The organism is Pseudomonas sp. NFPP24 (assembly GCF_900112095.1).
Lineage (GTDB): Bacteria > Pseudomonadota > Gammaproteobacteria > Pseudomonadales > Pseudomonadaceae > Aquipseudomonas > Aquipseudomonas extremorientalis.
Map to the genome: position 1 here is coordinate 420,663 of NZ_FOKD01000005.1, position 16,527 is coordinate 437,189.

Genomic DNA, 16,527 nt, shown 5'->3' on the forward strand with positions numbered 1-16,527 from the left:
TGGTGTTATTGGCCGTAAAAAGTCGGCAGGCGTTTTTCCACGGACGCGCGCAAGGCCTCGGCGCCATCGGCACTGCGCCCGCACAACAGGCCGGCCGCCCGTTCGGCCTGCAACTGTTCGGGCAGGCTGCGCCCGGCACCTTCACGCAGCAGGGTCTTGGTCTGGGCGAAGGCGAAGGTCGGGCCGTTGGCCAGGCGTGTGGCGAGTTCGGTGGTGTAGGCATTGAGCTGGTCATCGGCGACGACTTCACCGACCAATCCCGCGGCCAAGGCACGCTCGGCACTCCACAGCTCGTCGAGAAACAACAGGCGCTTGGCCTGTTCGCTGCCAATCAGGCGCGGCAAGTGCCAACTGGCGCCCGCGTCCGGCGAGTAGGCCATGCGGGTGTAACCAGCCTTGAAGCGCGCCGATTGGGCCGCTATGCGCAGGTCGCAGCATAAGGTCAGGTCCATGCCCGCACCGACGGCGGTGCCGTTGATCGCGGCAATCGTGGGTTTATCGAGAGTGTGCAGGCGCGTCATCAGCGCGTGGGCGGTTTCGGTCCAGCCGTAGGTTTCGAGGGCACCGCGAGCTTCGGCATCCGCCCACTCGGCCAGGTCGGCACCGGCGCAGAAGCTTCGCTCAGTACCGGTCAATACCACCGCGCGCGCAGCGACGTCTGTATTGAAGGCATCGAGCAAGGCATGCAGGTGCTTGAGGGTGGGGATGTCCAGAGCGTTGCGCTGCGGACCACGGTTGAGGGTGATCCAGGCAACACCAGCTTCTACATGAGTGAGCACGGGCGATTCGGCAGTCATGGCGTCCTCGAATTGTTTTATTTGACCTGAGGGGTGCGACATGAGGCGATACTAAACAAGTGTTCAGCAAGAAGGCAATCAGCCAACAGCAAATTTTTTCAGGAGGGAAACGGCCTGCCTGAACCTGGCGTTCAGGTGGCTGGAGAAGGCTCAGGGTTTGAGCTGGTAACGCTGGCGACCGCCAGCCTGCAGGCCATCCACCCAGGCTTCGCAGATTTGGATGCCCTGTTCGGGCGTAAACGTACCGGGGTTGAGCCCCGACTCCAGCCACAACCCATCGAGCAATGCGCTCAGGCCGATGGCGGCGAGGTCGGCGTCGAAGTGCTTCCAGCCCTCCTCCCTGGCCATGTCGGTCAGGGCGGAGCGCATGATGGTGCGGTACTCGCCGTAGGAATGCTCGTGCGCCAGGTTGATCGCCGGTGCGGTCTTTACCGCGCCCCAGAACACCAGCCACGCGTCCAGCAGGTGCGGGTCGAGCAGTTCGGCGGAAAACGAGCCCTGGAACAACGCCGACAGGCGCTCCCGAGGGTTCGGCGGCGCCTTGGCCATGGTCGCGCGCAACAGGCCCATGACCTGGTCGGTGATGGTGCGATAGGCCTCGGCCACCAGCTCATCCTTGCCCGAATAGTGATGGCTGATCAGCCCCACCGACACCCCGGCCTCGGCACTGATCTTGCGAATCGACGCACCCTGGAAACCATCGCGCTTGAGACAGGTGAGCGTGGCCTGGACCAGATGGGCCTTGCGCACTTCCGGGTCCATCCGGGAGAAACGGGATTCCTGGGTCATGCGGCGATTTCCTTGGGTTGAGTCGGCAGCACGACTCTACATCAGTCGCGGTAGCCCGGCGACACCCATCCCCCCCAGTAAATTCGTGATCTGCGGTAAAGAGTCCTTTTCGGATTCGACGGTTTTTCCGAAGGAACGACAGGCGGATACTCGACTCCATTGTTCACCCCCCTTCAGGAGTTACTGATGTCCACTACGCAAAACGTTCCGGCCTTTGGCCTCGGCACCTTCCGTCTGCAAGGCCAGGTGGTGATCGATTCCGTCAGCACCGGCCTCGAGCTGGGCTACCGCGTCATCGACACCGCGCAAATCTATGAGAACGAAGCCGATGTTGGCCAGGCCATTGCCGACAGTGGCATCCCGCGCGATGAGCTGTTCATCACCAGCAAGATCTGGATCGCCAACTTCGCCGAAGGCCAGTTGATTCCCAGCCTGCGCGAGAGCCTGCGCAAACTGAAAACCGATTACCTTGACCTCACCCTGATCCACTGGCCCTCGCCGGAAGACCAGGTGCCTGTCGCCGAATTCATGGGCCAGTTGCTGGAGGCCAAGCGCCTGGGCCTGACCCGCCGGATCGGCATTTCCAACTTTACCGTCGACCTGATGAAACAAGCGATTGCGGCAGTAGGTGCGGAGAATATCGCCACCAACCAGATCGAGCTGCACCCCTACCTGCAAAACCGCAAGGTCGTGGACTTCGCCACCGCCAACGGTATCCAGATCACGTCCTACATGACCCTGGCCTACGGCGAAGTGCTCAAGGACCCGGTGATCCGACAAATCGCCGAGCGCCATCAGGCGACCCCGGCGCAAGTGACACTGGCCTGGGCGATGCAACTGGGTTATGCAGTCATCCCTTCGTCGACCAAACGCGCCAACCTGGAAAGCAACCTCAAGGCCCTGCAACTGACCTTGAGCCCTGCCGACATGGCGCAGATGGCCGAGCTGGAACGCGGCCATCGCCTCACCAGCCCCAAGGGTATCGCCCCCCAGTGGGACTAAACCCCGGCCACAGGCGTGCGGGATAATTCCCGCAGCCACGGCAGTACGCGCAGGCCCGTAGCGGCTGCGGGTGGGTCGATGATGTCCATGAAGTGTTCGAGATTGACGTTGTCCGGCACACCAGGCAGGCGTACCAGCACCGCCGGCGTTGCGTCGGCAGACAGGCCCAGGTCCAGGTGGTCATAGACCAGCACATGATGCACCTGGGGTTGAGGACCGCAAGTGTGGATCGCCAGCCCCGCGTTGATGATCAGCACATCGAAAGGCTGTGCCGGAATGGCGGTGAGCAGTTGGACCTCTTCGAAGGTCTGCACCGGTACGATGCGGTGATAACCCAACTGGTTGAGCATTTTTTCGATGTACAGGCGTTGCAGGTGTTGCTCATCGGCAATCAGGATGGTCAGTGCTTTGTTTGGCATGGCGAACCCCTGGGCAGGCAGTGCTCGTCAGTGAGCGAGGCCCATTCTCCAGACATATACCGACGACAAAATCAGGCTTGTTCCCGTTCCATGTAGGAGTTCTCCCAAATTCGCCGAACGGTTGCCCGCTTCGGTCAAGCCTGCTTGCAGTACTGGCTCAGGTCATGATGCAAACCATCGATAGCCACGCTCAATGCCGCAACCGCCACCGCCACCGCATCGCCGTCGCGCCTTTCGCACGCATCCTCCAAAGCCTCGCAACAGGTGATCAGCGCCTGGGCCTTGACCATGCGCGCACCGCCTTTGACACGATGGGCCAGGTCATACAACTTGGCGAAATCGGCCCGGTCCTGCAGGGTCGACAGCATTCGGAGGTCCTCTGCAAGGCTAATGAGCAAGGGTGCCAGCAACTCGTTGAGCACGGCCGCGTCGTCGCCTGTCAGCATCACCAGCGAGCTCAAATCAAATTGCGCTTTGGCTTCTCCCGTTACAGCGCTGGCCGTGCGCGACGCCAAGGCCGCACGTAGATCGTCAAGCCCCGTCGGCTTGAACAGGCAACCGTCCATACCGGCCTGTCGACAGCGCTCGACCTCCTCCGGCTGGGCATTGGCGGTGAATCCCAGCAGAAGGCAGGGCACAAGGCCACGTTGCCGTTCCTGGGCACGAATATCACGCGCCAACGTGTAGCCGTCCATGACAGGCATATTGCAGTCGGTGATCACCCCATCAAAATGCCCGGTTTGCCAACGTGCAAAGCCTTCGGCGCCATCCTCGGCTGTAACGATCTGATGCCCCAGGAAGGTCAACTGTCGAGCCAGAAGCAAGCGGTTGGCCGGATAATCATCGACCACCAGAAGCTGCAATGCCTGCGTGGCAGGAACACAGGGGACCGGTGAGCCAACCGGTGCTGCCGTGGTCAACGCCAGTGCCAGTGTCACATCCACCCGCGTCCCCTTGCCCAGCACGCTGCTCAGGTGCAGTTGGCCGCCCATCATCTCGCACAGGTTACGGCTGATCACCAGCCCCAGGCCCGAGCCGCTGCGTGCCGATTGCTCGTTATTGCTGCCTTGGATAAACGGGTTGAACAAACGCTGCTGATCTTCGGCACTGATGCCAATCCCCTCATCTTCCACGCAGAGCCGCAGGTTCAAATGCTCACCGGCCAACACCGATGCGGCTTGGGCACACAGGCGTATCTGGCCAGAGTAGGTAAATTTGATCGCATTGCCTAACAGGTTCGACACCACTTGCTTGAAGCGCAACGGATCGATCAGTACCAGTCGGTCGATCATCGGGTCGAGCTCTACGTTCAGCGACAGGCCTTTATCCCGCGCCAGCCCTTCGAACACCCGCGCCACAGAGGCCAACAGCTCGTGCAGGTTGGCCGGCTCCAGAGTCAGGGACAAGTGACCGGTTTCGATTCGCGCAATGTCCAGGATATCGCCGATCAACTCCAGCAAACTGCGCGAGGCCATCGATGCCACTTCCAGCGCATCTCGATCGACGTGCCCCTGCTCAGCATTTTTCTGCGCCAGTTCGATCATGCCGATCACTGCGTTCATCGGCGTTCGGATCTCATGACTCATCGTCGCCAGGAACGTGGTCTTGGCACGGTTGGCGGCGTCCGCGTCTTCCTTCGCCTCCCGCAACTGACCCAACAGGCGCTGGCGCTCGCTCACGTCCACCCAGCCGGCAATCATGCCCACCACGTTGCCGTTGCTATCACGGTACGGCAGCATCCACTGGTAAATCGTCAGCACACCGCCACCGGGCACCTTCAGCACTCGGTCATGAATCTGTGGCTCACCGCGCTCCATCAAGTCCAGGTAGTCCGCATGGAACGACTGGGCCTGGGGCGGGTTGCCCGTATCGGTCTCCACAACAGTCTTGCCGATCACGTCCTCCAGCTTGAAGCCGAACACGTCAAGGTACGCGTTGTTGCACGCCATCAAGCGCCCCTGGCGGTCGCGCACATAAATCGGGTGAGGCGTGCCGTCGATCAGAACGCTCATAAAGCGCATCTGGTCGCTCAAGGCGCGTTCGGCCTGGGCACGCTTGTGAATCAGGTTGCGCAGGTAGAACACCCAGCCCAGGGTGATCAGCAACAACAGCGCGGCCAGGCCAAACCCCTGGATAATCACGTTGCGATGACTGACCCAGTAGCTGTCTTCAATAATGATTTCACTGCGCCAATGATTGGTCAGTTCGTCCATCTCTTCCGGCGTAATGCTCAACAACGCCTTCTCGAGGATCGAATACAACTCCAACTGGCTGCGGTTGACGCCGAAGGCAATCCGCGCCGGTTCCGTACCCACCGTGCTGGTGATACGCAGCCGATCGCGATAGTTGCGCGTGATCATGTAGCGTGCGCTGATCAATGAAATGACTGTCGCGTCGGCACTCCCCTTGGCCACCCATTCCATGGCCTGCTCCGGGTTCTCGACGTCGACAAACTCGATCCCTGGATAGTCCCGGGCGATCTGCGCGGCGAGGCTGTTGCCGCCAATGAACGCCAGGCGTTTGCCAGGCATGTCCTCCAGAGTCAGCAGACGCTCGTCGCCAGCGCGCACCACCAGCACATAGGGATTGGACAGGTAGGGCCGGGTAAAGCGCACCTTTTCGGAACGCTCGACACTGGGCGTAATCACCGCCAGCATGTCCATCTGGCCGGCGCTGACCTCGTCGACTTGCCGAGGCAGCGAACTGCCCTGCACCACTTCGAACTTCAAGCCCGTGCGTAAGCTGATCCGCGACAATACCTCGTCACTCAACCCCATGAACTGCCCTTGCTCATTGAAAAATGACAGCGGCACGAACTTATCCAGTACTGCCACTCTCACCCGGGGATGCTTCTCCAGCCAACGCTGCTCGCTGTCACTCAAGCGTAATCGGTCAGCCTCCAGGAACCCACTGCCGCCGGCACTCCAGCGACGCAGGATTTCCATCTGCTGGCTGGCCGGGATAACAGCCAGCGCGGCATTGATGATCGTCAACAGACGCTGGTTGTCGGCAGTAAACGCGAACCCGAACGGGTTGACCTCCAGCGCGGAAAAGTCTGCCATGCGCACGTTATTAAGGTGGTTCTTGTTGATCAGATAGCGGGCGCTGATGGCATCGCCCAGGTAGACATCCGCCTGGCCGAAAGCCACGGCGCCGATAGCCTGATGAGTCGAACCGTACAACAACAGTTGCGCCTGGGGGTAAAAGGCCTGGACAGCTTCGGGTTGCATATAGTGGTAGAGCATCGCCACGCGCTTGCCGGCCAGGTCGGCGCTCAAGGAATGGCTTTCACCCGTGCGGGTCACCAGCACCGGTTGATCATTGGCGTAGGAACGCGACAGTACCAACGCCTTGTCGGCCGCCTCATAACCATTGGCCGACCCCACCAGATCCACCTCGCCCAGCTTGAGCGCCTCGATCACTTCATCACGGGTGTCGTAGCGCCGAACCTCGATAGGTACATTCAAGATCAGGCTGATCAGCCACGTGTAGTCAGCCGTGATGCCTTCAAAATCGTTGTCGTTGCTCAGGTCGAACGGTGCGTAGTCGGGTGCCGACACGCCCATCACCAACCTGCGGCGCTCGCGCAACCACTGCCAGTCGCTGTCATCCAGCGCTACTGTTGGGTGCTCCAGGGTGGAATGGCCGAGCAGTCGAAGGGCATGCGGTTCGTCCAGGGCCATCGCTGCACAGGGCAACAGCCCCATCAGCAGGATGGCCGTGAATGTCACCAGCCGGGAGGTGGTCATTTCAGATCAGATGATTGCGCTGGGCAAACTTGGAAAGGTGCACCACCGAGGACATGCGCAGCTTCTCTTTGAGGCGGGTCTTGTAGGTGCTGATGGTCTTGTGGCTCAACAGCATATCCTCTGCGATTTCCTTGTTGCCCAGGCCCAGCGCCAGTTTTTGCAGTACCGTCAATTCGCGGTCGGACAGCGCCTCCACCAACTCCTGTTCGGTGGTCTGCAAATCGTCGCGGCGAACTGAACTGGTGGCCGTGCTCGGGAAGCAACTGTAACCGGCCCTGATGGCTCTGATCGCCTTTTGCAATTCGTCCAGTTCACCGGTCTTGGCAACAAAGCCCATGGCCCCGGCACGCATGCAGCGAGTTGAGAAAAATACCGCCAGGTAGGACGTGAGCACCAGGATCTTGCAGGGCAGTCCCAGCGCCTTTATCCGGCTGATCACCTCCAGCCCACCAAGCTTTGGCATTGCCAGATCGAGGATAACCAGATCCGGGCGCTCCTCCCGAGCAATCTGCATGGCGTCGGCGCCGTTGCCCGCTTCAAAGATGGTATCGAAGCCCTCCTGCTTCAACAGGTACTTCACGGTGGCGCGGATAAAAGGGTGATCGTCCACAATTAAAGCTTTGCTCATAAGACTCCCCGAGGGATCAGTACGCTTACATATCACACGGGACCTATCTACCTGTGAAAAGTAACAGTTCCGACAAACGGTACTGATTACTCTGCATGACACCTCAGGCAGTACAGACCCCTCCTTTTGATAGAACACGCTAAACACGTAGAGCTGCGCCCTGCCTCCTGGGAAGACGCAAGCGCGCAACCTTAACAACGGCGTGTCCGGTCAAATGAAGGGATAGTCTCCAATGCTTGTAGGACTTTTCCTAGTCATAGCATGACCAGCTGAGCGCGGGGCAAGGCCTGACAGGCGGGGACTACTCGGTGGTACTGGGGCTCCAGAACGCTTGCACCACCAGGGTCGACATCGAGATTCGCGCCACCAGGGCGTCCAGCTCATCACCGTCTACCGAGGTCACGGCCAGGGTGGCTTCGATTTCCACTTCTTCCGTGCCAAAAGGCCGCACATCCACATCGCTGGCCGGGTAGTTACAGCGCGCCAGCTCGGCCTCCAGCAAAGCCAGAACGGCCTTTTGCTGGGTACGCCGGGCAACCACGTACAAGATGTTGGTGACTTCCGCCGACACCACGTCCAGTGGCTGACGGTTGATGTTATTGACGATGGGACGCAGCAAGGTGTTGGCCGCCAGCACAAACAGCGTGCCCAGCAGCGCTTCGAGGACCAGGTCGGCACCCGCGCAAGCGCCCACCGCCGCCGACGCCCAGAGGGTGGCCGCCGTGTTGAGCCCGCGCACATTGCCTTCTTCGCGCATGATCACGCCGGCACCTAGAAAGCCGATGCCCGACACCACATAGGCCACCACCCGCACCGCACCTTCCGCACCGCCGAGCCGGCTGGCCATGTCGACAAAAATCGCCGCGCCCACCGCCACCAGCACGTTGGTGCGCAGGCCCGCCGTGCGCTGGCGGTACTGACGCTCAAAACCGATCAGGCCACCCAGGATGAAGGCTGCGGTGAGGCTGACCAGGGTGTCGACCAGGGATTCGAGGTTGATGTTGTTGATTGCTTGCATAGGAAATCTTCCCTGTTCATTGCCAGCCAAACTTACGGATGTAGTACCCCTTCACCGCCTGGGTCAGCGCCATGTATGCCAGCAGGATCACCGGCAGGAACACGAAGTACAGCGACGGCAGCGCCTGCAATTTGAAGTAGTGCGCCAGTGGCCCCATCGGCAGAAAAATCCCCACCGCCATGATCACGCCGGTCATCGCCATCAACGGCATCGCCGCGCGGCTTTGCAGGAACGGAATCTTCGGGGTGCGAATCATGTGCACGATCAGCGTCTGGGTCAGCAGCCCCACCACGAACCAGCCGGACTGGAACAGGGTCTGGTGGTCGGGGGTGTTGGCATCGAAGACATACCACATGAGTGCGAACGTGGTGATGTCAAAGATTGAACTGATCGGCCCGAAAAACAGCATGAAACGGCCGACATCTCCCGGTTGCCAGCGTTGAGGTTTGCTCAGCATCTCGTCATCGACGTTATCGAACGGGATCGCAATCTGCGAAATGTCATACAGCAGGTTCTGCACCAGCAAATGCATCGGCAGCATCGGCAGGAACGGGATGAACGCACTGGCCACCAGCACCGAAAACACATTGCCGAAGTTGGAACTGGCGGTCATCTTGATGTACTTGAGCATGTTGGCGAAGGTGCGCCGGCCTTCCAGCACGCCCTCCTCCAGGATCATCAGGCTCTTTTCCAACAGGATGATGTCGGCTGCTTCCTTGGCGATGTCCACCGCACTGTCCACCGAAATACCGATGTCGGCAGTACGCAGTGCTGGCGCATCATTGATGCCATCCCCCATGAAGCCCACCACATGCCCATTGGCCTTGAGCAGGCGCACGATGCGCTCCTTGTGGCTTGGCGTCAGCTTGGCGAACACATTGGTGGTTTCCACGGCCTTGGCCAGTTCGGCGTCAGTCATGTCCTCGATGTCGTTGCCCATCAGCAGGCCTTGTTGCTCCAGGCCCACTTCGCGGCAGATCTTGGCGGTGACCAGTTCGTTGTCACCGGTCAGCACTTTCACGGCGACGCCGTGGGCTTTCAGCGCCTTGAGCGCGGGCGCGGTGCTTTCCTTCGGTGGATCGAGGAAGGCAACGTAGCCGATCAGCGTGAGGTTTTTCTCATCCGCCAGGCTGTAGGTATCGCGCCCTGGTGCCATCGGCTGTGCGGCCACGGCGACCACGCGCAGGCCTTCTTCGTTGAACGCTGCCGTCACCTGACGAATGCGCGCCAGCAACTCTTCAGTCAGCGCCTCATTGGTTTCACCATGGCGCACGTTGTTGCACACCGAGAGGATTTCCTCCACGGCGCCCTTGCAGATCAGCAGGTGCGGTTGACCCTGTTCGGCGACCACCACCGACATGCGGCGGCGGTTGAAGTCGAACGGGATCTCATCAATTTTCTGGAACGCGGTGCCGACCTTCAACTCGCGATGCACCTCCACGTGCTCCAGCACCGCTACATCCAACAGGTTTTTCAGGCCGGTCTGGTAGTAGCTGTTGAGGTAGGCCATTTCCAGCACGTCATCGGACTCTTCGCCCCACACGTCCACATGGCGCGCCAGGAAGATCTTGTCCTGGGTCAGGGTGCCGGTCTTGTCGGTGCACAGCACGTCCATGGCGCCGAAGTTCTGGATCGCGTCCAGGCGCTTGACGATGACTTTTTTGCGCGACAGGAACACCGCGCCTTTGGCCAGGGTGGAGGTCACGATCATCGGCAGCATTTCCGGGGTCAGGCCCACGGCAATCGACAGCGCAAACAACAGCGCTTCGGTCCAGTCACCCTTGGTGAAGCCGTTGATGAACAGCACCAGCGGCGCCATCACGAACATGAAGCGGATCAGCAACCAGCTGACCTTGTTGACGCCGTGCTGGAACGAGGTGGTTGCACGGTCGGTGGCGGTTACACGTTGGGCCAGCGCCCCGAAATAGGTGCTGTTGCCGGTGGTCAGGATCACCGCCGTCGCCGCGCCGGACACCACGTTGGTGCCCATGAACAGGATGTTCTCCAGGTCCAGCGGGTTGTGGGTCTTGGCGTCCTGCTGCTGGGCGAACTTTTCCACCGGCATCGATTCGCCGGTCATCGCCGCTTGGCTGACGAACAGGTCCTTGGCACTGAGCACGCGGCAATCGGCGGGGATCATGTCACCGGCGGACAGCACGATCAGGTCGCCCGGCACCAATTGCTTGATCGGCAGTTCGATGCGCTTGGCTTCATCGCGACGCAGCACGGTGGCGGTGTTGCTCACCATCGCCTTGAGGGCATCGGCAGCCTTGTTGGACTTGGCCTCCTGCCAGAAACGCAGCAGCGTCGACAGCACCACCATGGAGAAAATCACCGTGGCGGCCTTCATGTCTTCGGTCAGCCACGAGATCACCGCCAGCAACGTCAGCAGCAGGTTGAACGGGTTCTTGTAGCAGTGCCACAGGTGCACCCACCAAGGCAGCGGCTGCTCATGCTCGACTTCGTTGAGGCCGTATTGCACGCGCAGGGCGTCGGCTTCCTGGGTATTCAACCCCTCGGCGTGACTGCCCAGGGTACCGAGCAATTGCACGGCACTGCTGTTGGCCGAGACCACCAGGGTTTGCGCCAGGGTCGGCGGCACTTCGCGGCTGACGCTGGCGTCGGTCACGGTTTCGAGCATCGCCAGGCGGCGGAAATGCCGGGCGATGTGCCGGGTCCGCAGGAAGCCGGCAAAGAACTCTTTGAGCAGAGTGAGGTTCATGGTGTTACTCCTGCGCGAGGAAAAAACCGTCGTGCAGGTACTGCCCTGTGCGCCGCGCCCTGTTTACAGGCACAGCCACTTTGGCCCGCCTGCCGCAAAGGACAGGCGCGTCTGTAGCATCCCGAGGTGAACCGGGTGCTGGTCAGCGTCGATGAGAGGGATTCGGGCAGGTGCCAGGACTGGCCGCTGCCGGGATGCCGCTTCTCGCTTTTAGTGGCGAGACAACGGCATCGGAAAAATGCGCGTTACCTTGCCAAGCCTGTGCCGGTTACTGAAACCGGCCGACTACTGTCACTCGAACAAGTACCCACTGAGGGTCTCCGCTATTGATGAAAACGCGCGAAGCTTACGCCCCGATGATGGGAGAGTAAACCGTAGGAAAGTTTCCGTATGGTGAATAAGAAGATTCTTCAGGGAGGGTTCAGGAAGTGTTTATTCAGGAGGTCTCAATCATCCCGCGTCAGTACTTCCAGCAACTCAATCTCAAAACGCAGGTTGCTGTTGGGTTTGATATGCGCGCCCATCGACCGCTCGCCATAGGCCAGATGCGCCGGCACGAACAAGGTCCGAACACCGCCGACCTGCATGCCCATCAAGCCCTGGTCCCAGCCCTTGATCACACGCCCGGTGCCGATCACACACTGGAACGGCTTGCCGCGTTCCCAGGACGAATCGAACACCGTGCCATCTTCCAGGGTGCCGGTGTATTGGGTGGTGATCAGCGCGCCCTTGACCACGGCTTTACCGGTGCCGGGGCGGATGTCGGTGATTTGGAGTTCTTCGGTGTTCATGGGGCGCTCGTTGACGATACAAGGGGTGGGGTTTTCCCAGAATCGAGTGGGTTTGGCAAGTGTAGAAAGAGTCGCTTCGACGACATTTCCCTTTAACTCGCAGGACGTTTCCGAGAGAATCCCAACCGCTTGCGCCGCTCAAGTCACGTGGCTAGTCTTCGTCGGTCACTGCCAATTCAGTGACTCGGGGTTTGGTAGACCACGAGTGATTAGGCGCTAAGCGCCCCCTTATGCAAGGCGCTTTTTTTTTGGCCCTGCGTTATGGTGGCCGTGCGCAGGGCACCTTCGGGTGCACCGGGTCCTAATCACCGGTCTACCAATCTGCGTACGGTCACCACCTTAAAAATCGTTTGGTAGCGATGGTGGTGACATTCCAACTTTGATTAGGAGTTGAACCTATGGACAAACCTGTCCCCGCCCCACCCGCCTCAGACCTGAAACTCTTCACCACCACCCCCGACCTCAGCTTCGAAGACGCCCTGGCCCACGCCAGCAGCGTGTTGCGTTGTGCCGCCGTTGCTGCGCAGACGGCAGGGGATCAACTGGACGGGACGTCACGCACATTGGTGCTGTCGGTCATGCACTTGGTGGACATGGCAAGCGTGATGGTGGATCGGTCGCTGGAGTGTATGCAGCCCAGCTAAACCCAGTGGCGAGCGGGCTTGCCCCGCGTTGGGCTGCGCAGCGGCCCCAATAAGAGCGAATGCGGTATTCAAATGCTTCGCGGAGGCTGTTGGGAGCTGCTGTGCAGCCCAACGCGGGGCAAGCCCGCTCGCCACACAAGCAACCTCACCACCAGGGTTAAATCACTGCATCACAACCACCGCCAGAACCGACTCCAGAACCCCCGCCCCAAGTCATCCTTGCACCGCGCATATTGCGCCGCATACATCTGCGACCGCGCCTGTACCTTGCTGGCTACCGGTGGCAGCCAGGCCTTGGCGGCGTAGGTGCGCTGGCGATAGCCGCCCCAGCCTTCGTGGTAGTTCAGGTACTGGCCGTAGGCGTCGTATTTGTAGACGCCGTTGATGGTGTAGGTCTTGTCCATGTACCAGCCGACAAAGTCGATGGCGTCGTCGAAGTCCTGGCGGCTGGCGCCGCTGCGGCCGGTGCTCTTGCGGTAGTCGTTCCACACCTCGTCCTTGGCCTGGGCGTAGCCGGCGGCGGTGGAGACGCGGCCCCAGGGAATGATCCACAGCAGGTATTTACGCGGGGCCAAGGCGTCCTGATGGAAGCCGGACTCCTGATACATGATCGCGAACGGCATCTGGATCGGTACGCCCCAGCGTTTTTGCGTGACTTTGGCAGCGTCGTACCAGTCGTCTTTTTCGCGGAAGATGCCGCACAGATCATTTGGCGTACGTGGCGGCGAGGTGCCGCACGCCGTCAGCAGTGAGGTGAGTAACAACAGTCCGACGGCTTTGCCTGCGCTCAAAATGCACCTGTGCCTGATACGTATGAAACGGGCATTTTACGCAGGTCTGCGCCTGGTGCACCTGCACTATCCTGAGCCCCAGGTGTCGTAATTCCATGCGCCCACTCTCAGGAAGACCTATGACCCAGGATGTGCTTGCCAAGGAAACCAACCGCCGCCAGTTGCAGCAGATCATCTCCGGCCTGTCCGACGGGGTGATTCTGGCCGAGGTCGACCAGACCATCCTGTGGGCCAATGAGGCCGCGCTGACCATGCATGGCGTGGGTGACGTGATGGGGCTGGGGGCCAACGGGCAGCAATACGCCGAACGCTTTGCCCTGCGCTACCGCAACAACCACCCGGTGCAGGCAGACAACTACCCGCTGGCCCGGGCCGCGGCGGGCGATGAGTTCAGCGACGTGGTGGTGGAAGTCACGCCCACCGCCGACGAAGAAAAAACCTGGGTGCACCGCCTGCGCAGCCTGGTGATCACCGACTCCCACGGTGAACCGGAACTGCTGGTGCTGATCCTCAGCGACGCCACCGAGTGGGCCAGCGCCGAGCAGCGCTTCGAAAAAACCTTCAATGCCAACCCGGCGCCGGCGGTGATCTGTCGCCTCAGCGACCTGCGCTATATCAAGGTCAACCAGGGCTTCCTGGAGATGACCGGCTACAACCGCGACCAGGTCATCGGCAAATCGGTGTATGAACTGGATGTACTGGAACAGGCCGAACGCAAGGACCTGGCCATCCAGCGCCTGGGCGAAGGCGCGACCATCCCGCAGATGCAGGCGGAGCTACGGCTGCCCGGAGGCGGCAGCAAGCTGGTAATCGTTGCTGGCCAGCCATTGGACATGAACGAAGAGGACTGCATGCTGTTTTCCTTCATGGACCTGGAGCCACGGCGCAAAGCGGAAATTGCCCTGCGTCAGAGTGAGGAGCGCTTCGCCAAATCCTTCCGCCTGACTCCGGTGCCGACCCTGGTGTGCAGCGCCGGTAACCGCCAGGTGGTGGATATCAACGAAGCCTTCATGAGCATCACCGGCTACATCAGTGAAGAGCTGATCGGCAAATCGATCGAGGACATCGACTTTATCGACAGCCCCCAGGCTGCCGCACAGTTGTTCGCCAGCCTGGAAAAAGCCGGCAACCTCGACGGCCAGGACCTCAAGGTGCGCAAGAAAGGCAACGAGGTGATCGACTGCGTGGTCTCCGCCGACACCGTGATCATCCAGGACGTGCCCTGCTACCTGATGGTGATGATGAACATCACCGAACGCAAACGCTCGGAGCTGGAGCTGGTGGCGGCCATCGAGGAAGTGATGCAGGACGCCTCGTGGTTCAGCCAGACGCTGATCGAAAAACTGGCCAACGCCAAGAGCGTCAACAGCGCCAGCCAAACGAACGTGGCCTTTACCGACCTTACCGCCCGCGAGCGCGATGTACTGGGCCTGATCTGTGAGGGGCTGGCCGACAAGGAGATCGCCTCGCGCCTGAAACTGGCGCCCAACACCGTGCGTAATCATGTGGCCACGGTGTACTCCAAACTGGGGGTGCACAGCCGCAGCGCTGCCATCGTCTGGGCCCGTGAACGTGGGCTGTTCGCCGGGGAATTGCGGGTCAAAAACAAGCCGTGACAGTGCAAATGCACTAGTGCACCTAGTGCGAATTCGCCTTATTGCGGCGACGGCTAGTCAATAACCTTCAAGGTATCAAACTGAATGCCTGAAGGAACCCGCATGTTTACCCTCTCTCAACTGCGAAACTGCATCGAAGAAGGCCTGTCGCCGCTGACGTGCGAGTTCACCCTGTGCCGGGATGCGTCCCTGACCCTCAAGGTCTATGACGCCGAAACCGGCCGGGTCGACCTGGTCGTCACCGGGATCAGCACCAACCGCCTGCAGACCCCGCAAGAAGTGGAAAAGATGGTGGAAGAGCTGCGTTACGAACTGCAGAGCAACACCATGGGCAAGCTCACGCTGGATGACTTGCCTTCAACGACGCCCCAATAAAGTAGAACACCCCGCCCCCGACGATAAACGCTCCCAGCATCCAGAACATGTAATGGGCCGGCAGGCTGGCCAGCACCAGCCCGCACAACACCGGCCCCAGCGCGGCGCCCAGGTTGGACAGGTTCTGTGCCCCGTAGTACATGCCGCGCAAGTGGTCCGGAGCGATCCGGTCGATGAACATGTACTCGGCCGGGAACACAATGATCTCCCCCACGGTGAACACCGCCATCGCCAGCACCCACCACAGTACGCTGGTGGACAGCGCAAACCCGATGATCCCCAGCATGAACATGCCCAGGCCCGCGACCAGCCACTGGCCGAGGTAACGGTGCGATATACGCCGCCCGATCAGGTATTGCAGGGCAATCACCAACACCGCGTTGGTGGTCAGCACGGCGCTGACCACGGTGTAGGTGTATTCGGCGGTGGTGGTGGTCACCAGGTATTGCGACAGCCACGCGGTGAACTGGCCGAACACCACGGCACTGAGTACACCGCCGAGAGTGAAGCACACGAGACGATGATCCCTTAAAAGTACTCGCCCGACGGCAAGGAATGGCACCGGCTTTTGCGTGGCATCAACGGTGGCCAGGGTACGGTCGCCCCAGCGCCAATACAGCAGGAAAAACCCTACCCCCAACAGCGCCGAAAGGATAAACGGCACGCTGATATCCAGCTTGGCCAGCACCGCCCCGAAAGCGGGCCCAACCGCATAACCGATGTTGGTCAGGGTGTACTTGATGGAAAACACTTCGCTGCGGGCGTCTTCGGGCAACAGGCTGGCAAAACCGGCCTTGACCGCGATATCGATCACCGCATAAGCCAGGTTGATCAGGATCAGGCAGCTGTAGAACGCCCAGATGTTCTGGGCCAGAACAGTACCGACAAAGCCCAGCACAAATAGCACGCTGAAGGTCAGCAACAACCGATAACTGTTGATACGGTCGACCAGGAAACCGCCATACACACTGAGCAGCGAGCCGACGATCAACGAACTGCCGATCACCAGGCCAACCTGGGTGATGTCGAGGGAAAAATGGTGGGTGAGGTAGATCACCAGGTAGGGAAACGTGATTGCCTTGGCCAGCGTGAGCAGCAATGTGGCGGACAGCAACAGGTTAACAGTGCGGGGGTAGTTTCTTATTGTCGCAAGCATCCTGCTCTCTTTCCTTGAAGGTAACACGGC

General features: G+C 60.4%; 14 protein-coding genes. 4 read left to right on the forward strand and 10 right to left on the reverse strand.

Translation table 11 applies throughout. The annotated features are described in order from the left end of the window. Positions 1–5: 5 nt before the first annotated feature. Both BM026_RS13560 and BM026_RS13565 read right to left on the reverse strand, forming a co-directional pair. Positions 6–797: an enoyl-CoA hydratase/isomerase family protein gene (locus BM026_RS13560; RefSeq protein ID WP_093528957.1), complete on the reverse strand. Its 792-nt coding sequence runs from the start codon at positions 795–797 to the stop codon at positions 6–8. 150 nt (positions 798–947) lie between these two features. Beyond that, positions 948–1,586: a TetR family transcriptional regulator C-terminal domain-containing protein gene (locus tag BM026_RS13565; RefSeq protein ID WP_092249758.1), complete on the reverse strand. Its 639-nt coding sequence runs from the start codon at positions 1,584–1,586 to the stop codon at positions 948–950. Positions 1,587–1,772: 186 nt separating this feature from the next. Between BM026_RS13565 and dkgB the strand changes: the two genes are divergently transcribed. Next, positions 1,773–2,588 carry a 2,5-didehydrogluconate reductase DkgB gene (gene dkgB, locus BM026_RS13570; protein ID WP_092249755.1) on the forward strand — a complete coding sequence of 272 codons (816 nt, stop codon included), beginning with the start codon at positions 1,773–1,775 and terminating at the stop codon, positions 2,586–2,588. Here dkgB and BM026_RS13575 read toward each other — a convergent pair. From BM026_RS13575 to BM026_RS13605, 6 genes are all read right to left on the reverse strand, one after another. Continuing rightward, positions 2,585–3,007 (reverse strand): ANTAR domain-containing protein, encoded by a 423-nt coding sequence (locus BM026_RS13575; RefSeq protein ID WP_092249752.1) that lies wholly within the window; start codon positions 3,005–3,007, stop codon positions 2,585–2,587. The genes dkgB and BM026_RS13575 overlap by 4 nt on opposite strands. A gap of 134 nt (positions 3,008–3,141) precedes the next feature. Beyond that, entirely contained in the window at positions 3,142–6,756 is a 3,615-nt protein-coding gene (locus BM026_RS13580) for a transporter substrate-binding domain-containing protein (RefSeq protein ID WP_093528960.1), read from the reverse strand. 1 nt (position 6,757) lies between these two features. Next, complete coding sequence (locus BM026_RS13585) at positions 6,758–7,384, reverse strand: response regulator transcription factor (RefSeq protein ID WP_092249746.1); 627 nt, start codon at positions 7,382–7,384, stop codon at positions 6,758–6,760. Between the two features lie 301 nt (positions 7,385–7,685). Continuing rightward, positions 7,686–8,402: an MgtC/SapB family protein gene (locus tag BM026_RS13590; RefSeq protein WP_092249743.1), complete on the reverse strand. Its 717-nt coding sequence runs from the start codon at positions 8,400–8,402 to the stop codon at positions 7,686–7,688. A gap of 16 nt (positions 8,403–8,418) precedes the next feature. Next, positions 8,419–11,124, reverse strand: a complete 2,706-nt coding sequence (mgtA, locus tag BM026_RS13595) for a magnesium-translocating P-type ATPase (protein ID WP_093528963.1) — start codon at positions 11,122–11,124, stop codon at positions 8,419–8,421. A gap of 446 nt (positions 11,125–11,570) precedes the next feature. Continuing rightward, positions 11,571–11,915, reverse strand: coding sequence for an FKBP-type peptidyl-prolyl cis-trans isomerase (locus BM026_RS13605; RefSeq protein ID WP_093528966.1), 345 nt, complete (start codon positions 11,913–11,915; stop codon positions 11,571–11,573). Between the two features lie 398 nt (positions 11,916–12,313). On the opposite strand from BM026_RS13605, the gene BM026_RS13610 reads away from it, so the two are divergent. Continuing rightward, positions 12,314–12,559 carry a DUF6124 family protein gene (locus tag BM026_RS13610; protein WP_093528969.1) on the forward strand — a complete coding sequence of 82 codons (246 nt, stop codon included), beginning with the start codon at positions 12,314–12,316 and terminating at the stop codon, positions 12,557–12,559. 170 nt (positions 12,560–12,729) lie between these two features. Here the strand turns inward: BM026_RS13610 and BM026_RS13615 are convergent, their stop codons facing one another. Further along, positions 12,730–13,350 (reverse strand): transglycosylase SLT domain-containing protein, encoded by a 621-nt coding sequence (locus BM026_RS13615; protein ID WP_093528972.1) that lies wholly within the window; start codon positions 13,348–13,350, stop codon positions 12,730–12,732. Between the two features lie 119 nt (positions 13,351–13,469). Between BM026_RS13615 and BM026_RS13620 the strand changes: the two genes are divergently transcribed. Further along, on the forward strand, positions 13,470–14,966 hold the full coding sequence (locus BM026_RS13620) for a PAS domain S-box protein (RefSeq protein WP_071489649.1): 1,497 nt from the start codon (positions 13,470–13,472) through the stop codon (positions 14,964–14,966). A gap of 102 nt (positions 14,967–15,068) precedes the next feature. Continuing rightward, on the forward strand, positions 15,069–15,341 hold the full coding sequence (locus tag BM026_RS13625; RefSeq protein WP_071489650.1) for a DUF1652 domain-containing protein: 273 nt from the start codon (positions 15,069–15,071) through the stop codon (positions 15,339–15,341). Here the strand turns inward: BM026_RS13625 and BM026_RS13630 are convergent. Then, positions 15,304–16,497, reverse strand: a complete 1,194-nt coding sequence (locus tag BM026_RS13630; protein ID WP_092249726.1) for an MFS transporter — start codon at positions 16,495–16,497, stop codon at positions 15,304–15,306. The genes BM026_RS13625 and BM026_RS13630 overlap by 38 nt on opposite strands. Positions 16,498–16,527: the final 30 nt, after the last annotated feature.

What these genes read in the sequence shown, in the direction of transcription:
- dkgB (WP_092249755.1), top strand. Translation starts at nt 1,773, where the DNA reads ATGTCCACTACGCAAAACGTTCCGGCCTTTGGCCTCGGCACCTTCCGT.
- BM026_RS13620 (WP_071489649.1), top strand. Translation starts at nt 13,470, where the DNA reads ATGACCCAGGATGTGCTTGCCAAGGAAACCAACCGCCGCCAGTTGCAG.
- mgtA (WP_093528963.1), bottom strand. Translation starts at nt 11,124, where the DNA reads ATGAACCTCACTCTGCTCAAAGAGTTCTTTGCCGGCTTCCTGCGGACC.
- BM026_RS13580 (WP_093528960.1), bottom strand. Translation starts at nt 6,756, where the DNA reads ATGACCACCTCCCGGCTGGTGACATTCACGGCCATCCTGCTGATGGGG.
- BM026_RS13590 (WP_092249743.1), bottom strand. Translation starts at nt 8,402, where the DNA reads ATGCAAGCAATCAACAACATCAACCTCGAATCCCTGGTCGACACCCTG.
- BM026_RS13575 (WP_092249752.1), bottom strand. Translation starts at nt 3,007, where the DNA reads ATGCCAAACAAAGCACTGACCATCCTGATTGCCGATGAGCAACACCTG.
- BM026_RS13560 (WP_093528957.1), bottom strand. Translation starts at nt 797, where the DNA reads ATGACTGCCGAATCGCCCGTGCTCACTCATGTAGAAGCTGGTGTTGCC.
- BM026_RS13625 (WP_071489650.1), top strand. Translation starts at nt 15,069, where the DNA reads ATGTTTACCCTCTCTCAACTGCGAAACTGCATCGAAGAAGGCCTGTCG.
- BM026_RS13610 (WP_093528969.1), top strand. Translation starts at nt 12,314, where the DNA reads ATGGACAAACCTGTCCCCGCCCCACCCGCCTCAGACCTGAAACTCTTC.
- BM026_RS13630 (WP_092249726.1), bottom strand. Translation starts at nt 16,497, where the DNA reads ATGCTTGCGACAATAAGAAACTACCCCCGCACTGTTAACCTGTTGCTG.
- BM026_RS13585 (WP_092249746.1), bottom strand. Translation starts at nt 7,384, where the DNA reads ATGAGCAAAGCTTTAATTGTGGACGATCACCCTTTTATCCGCGCCACC.
- BM026_RS13565 (WP_092249758.1), bottom strand. Translation starts at nt 1,586, where the DNA reads ATGACCCAGGAATCCCGTTTCTCCCGGATGGACCCGGAAGTGCGCAAG.
- BM026_RS13605 (WP_093528966.1), bottom strand. Translation starts at nt 11,915, where the DNA reads ATGAACACCGAAGAACTCCAAATCACCGACATCCGCCCCGGCACCGGT.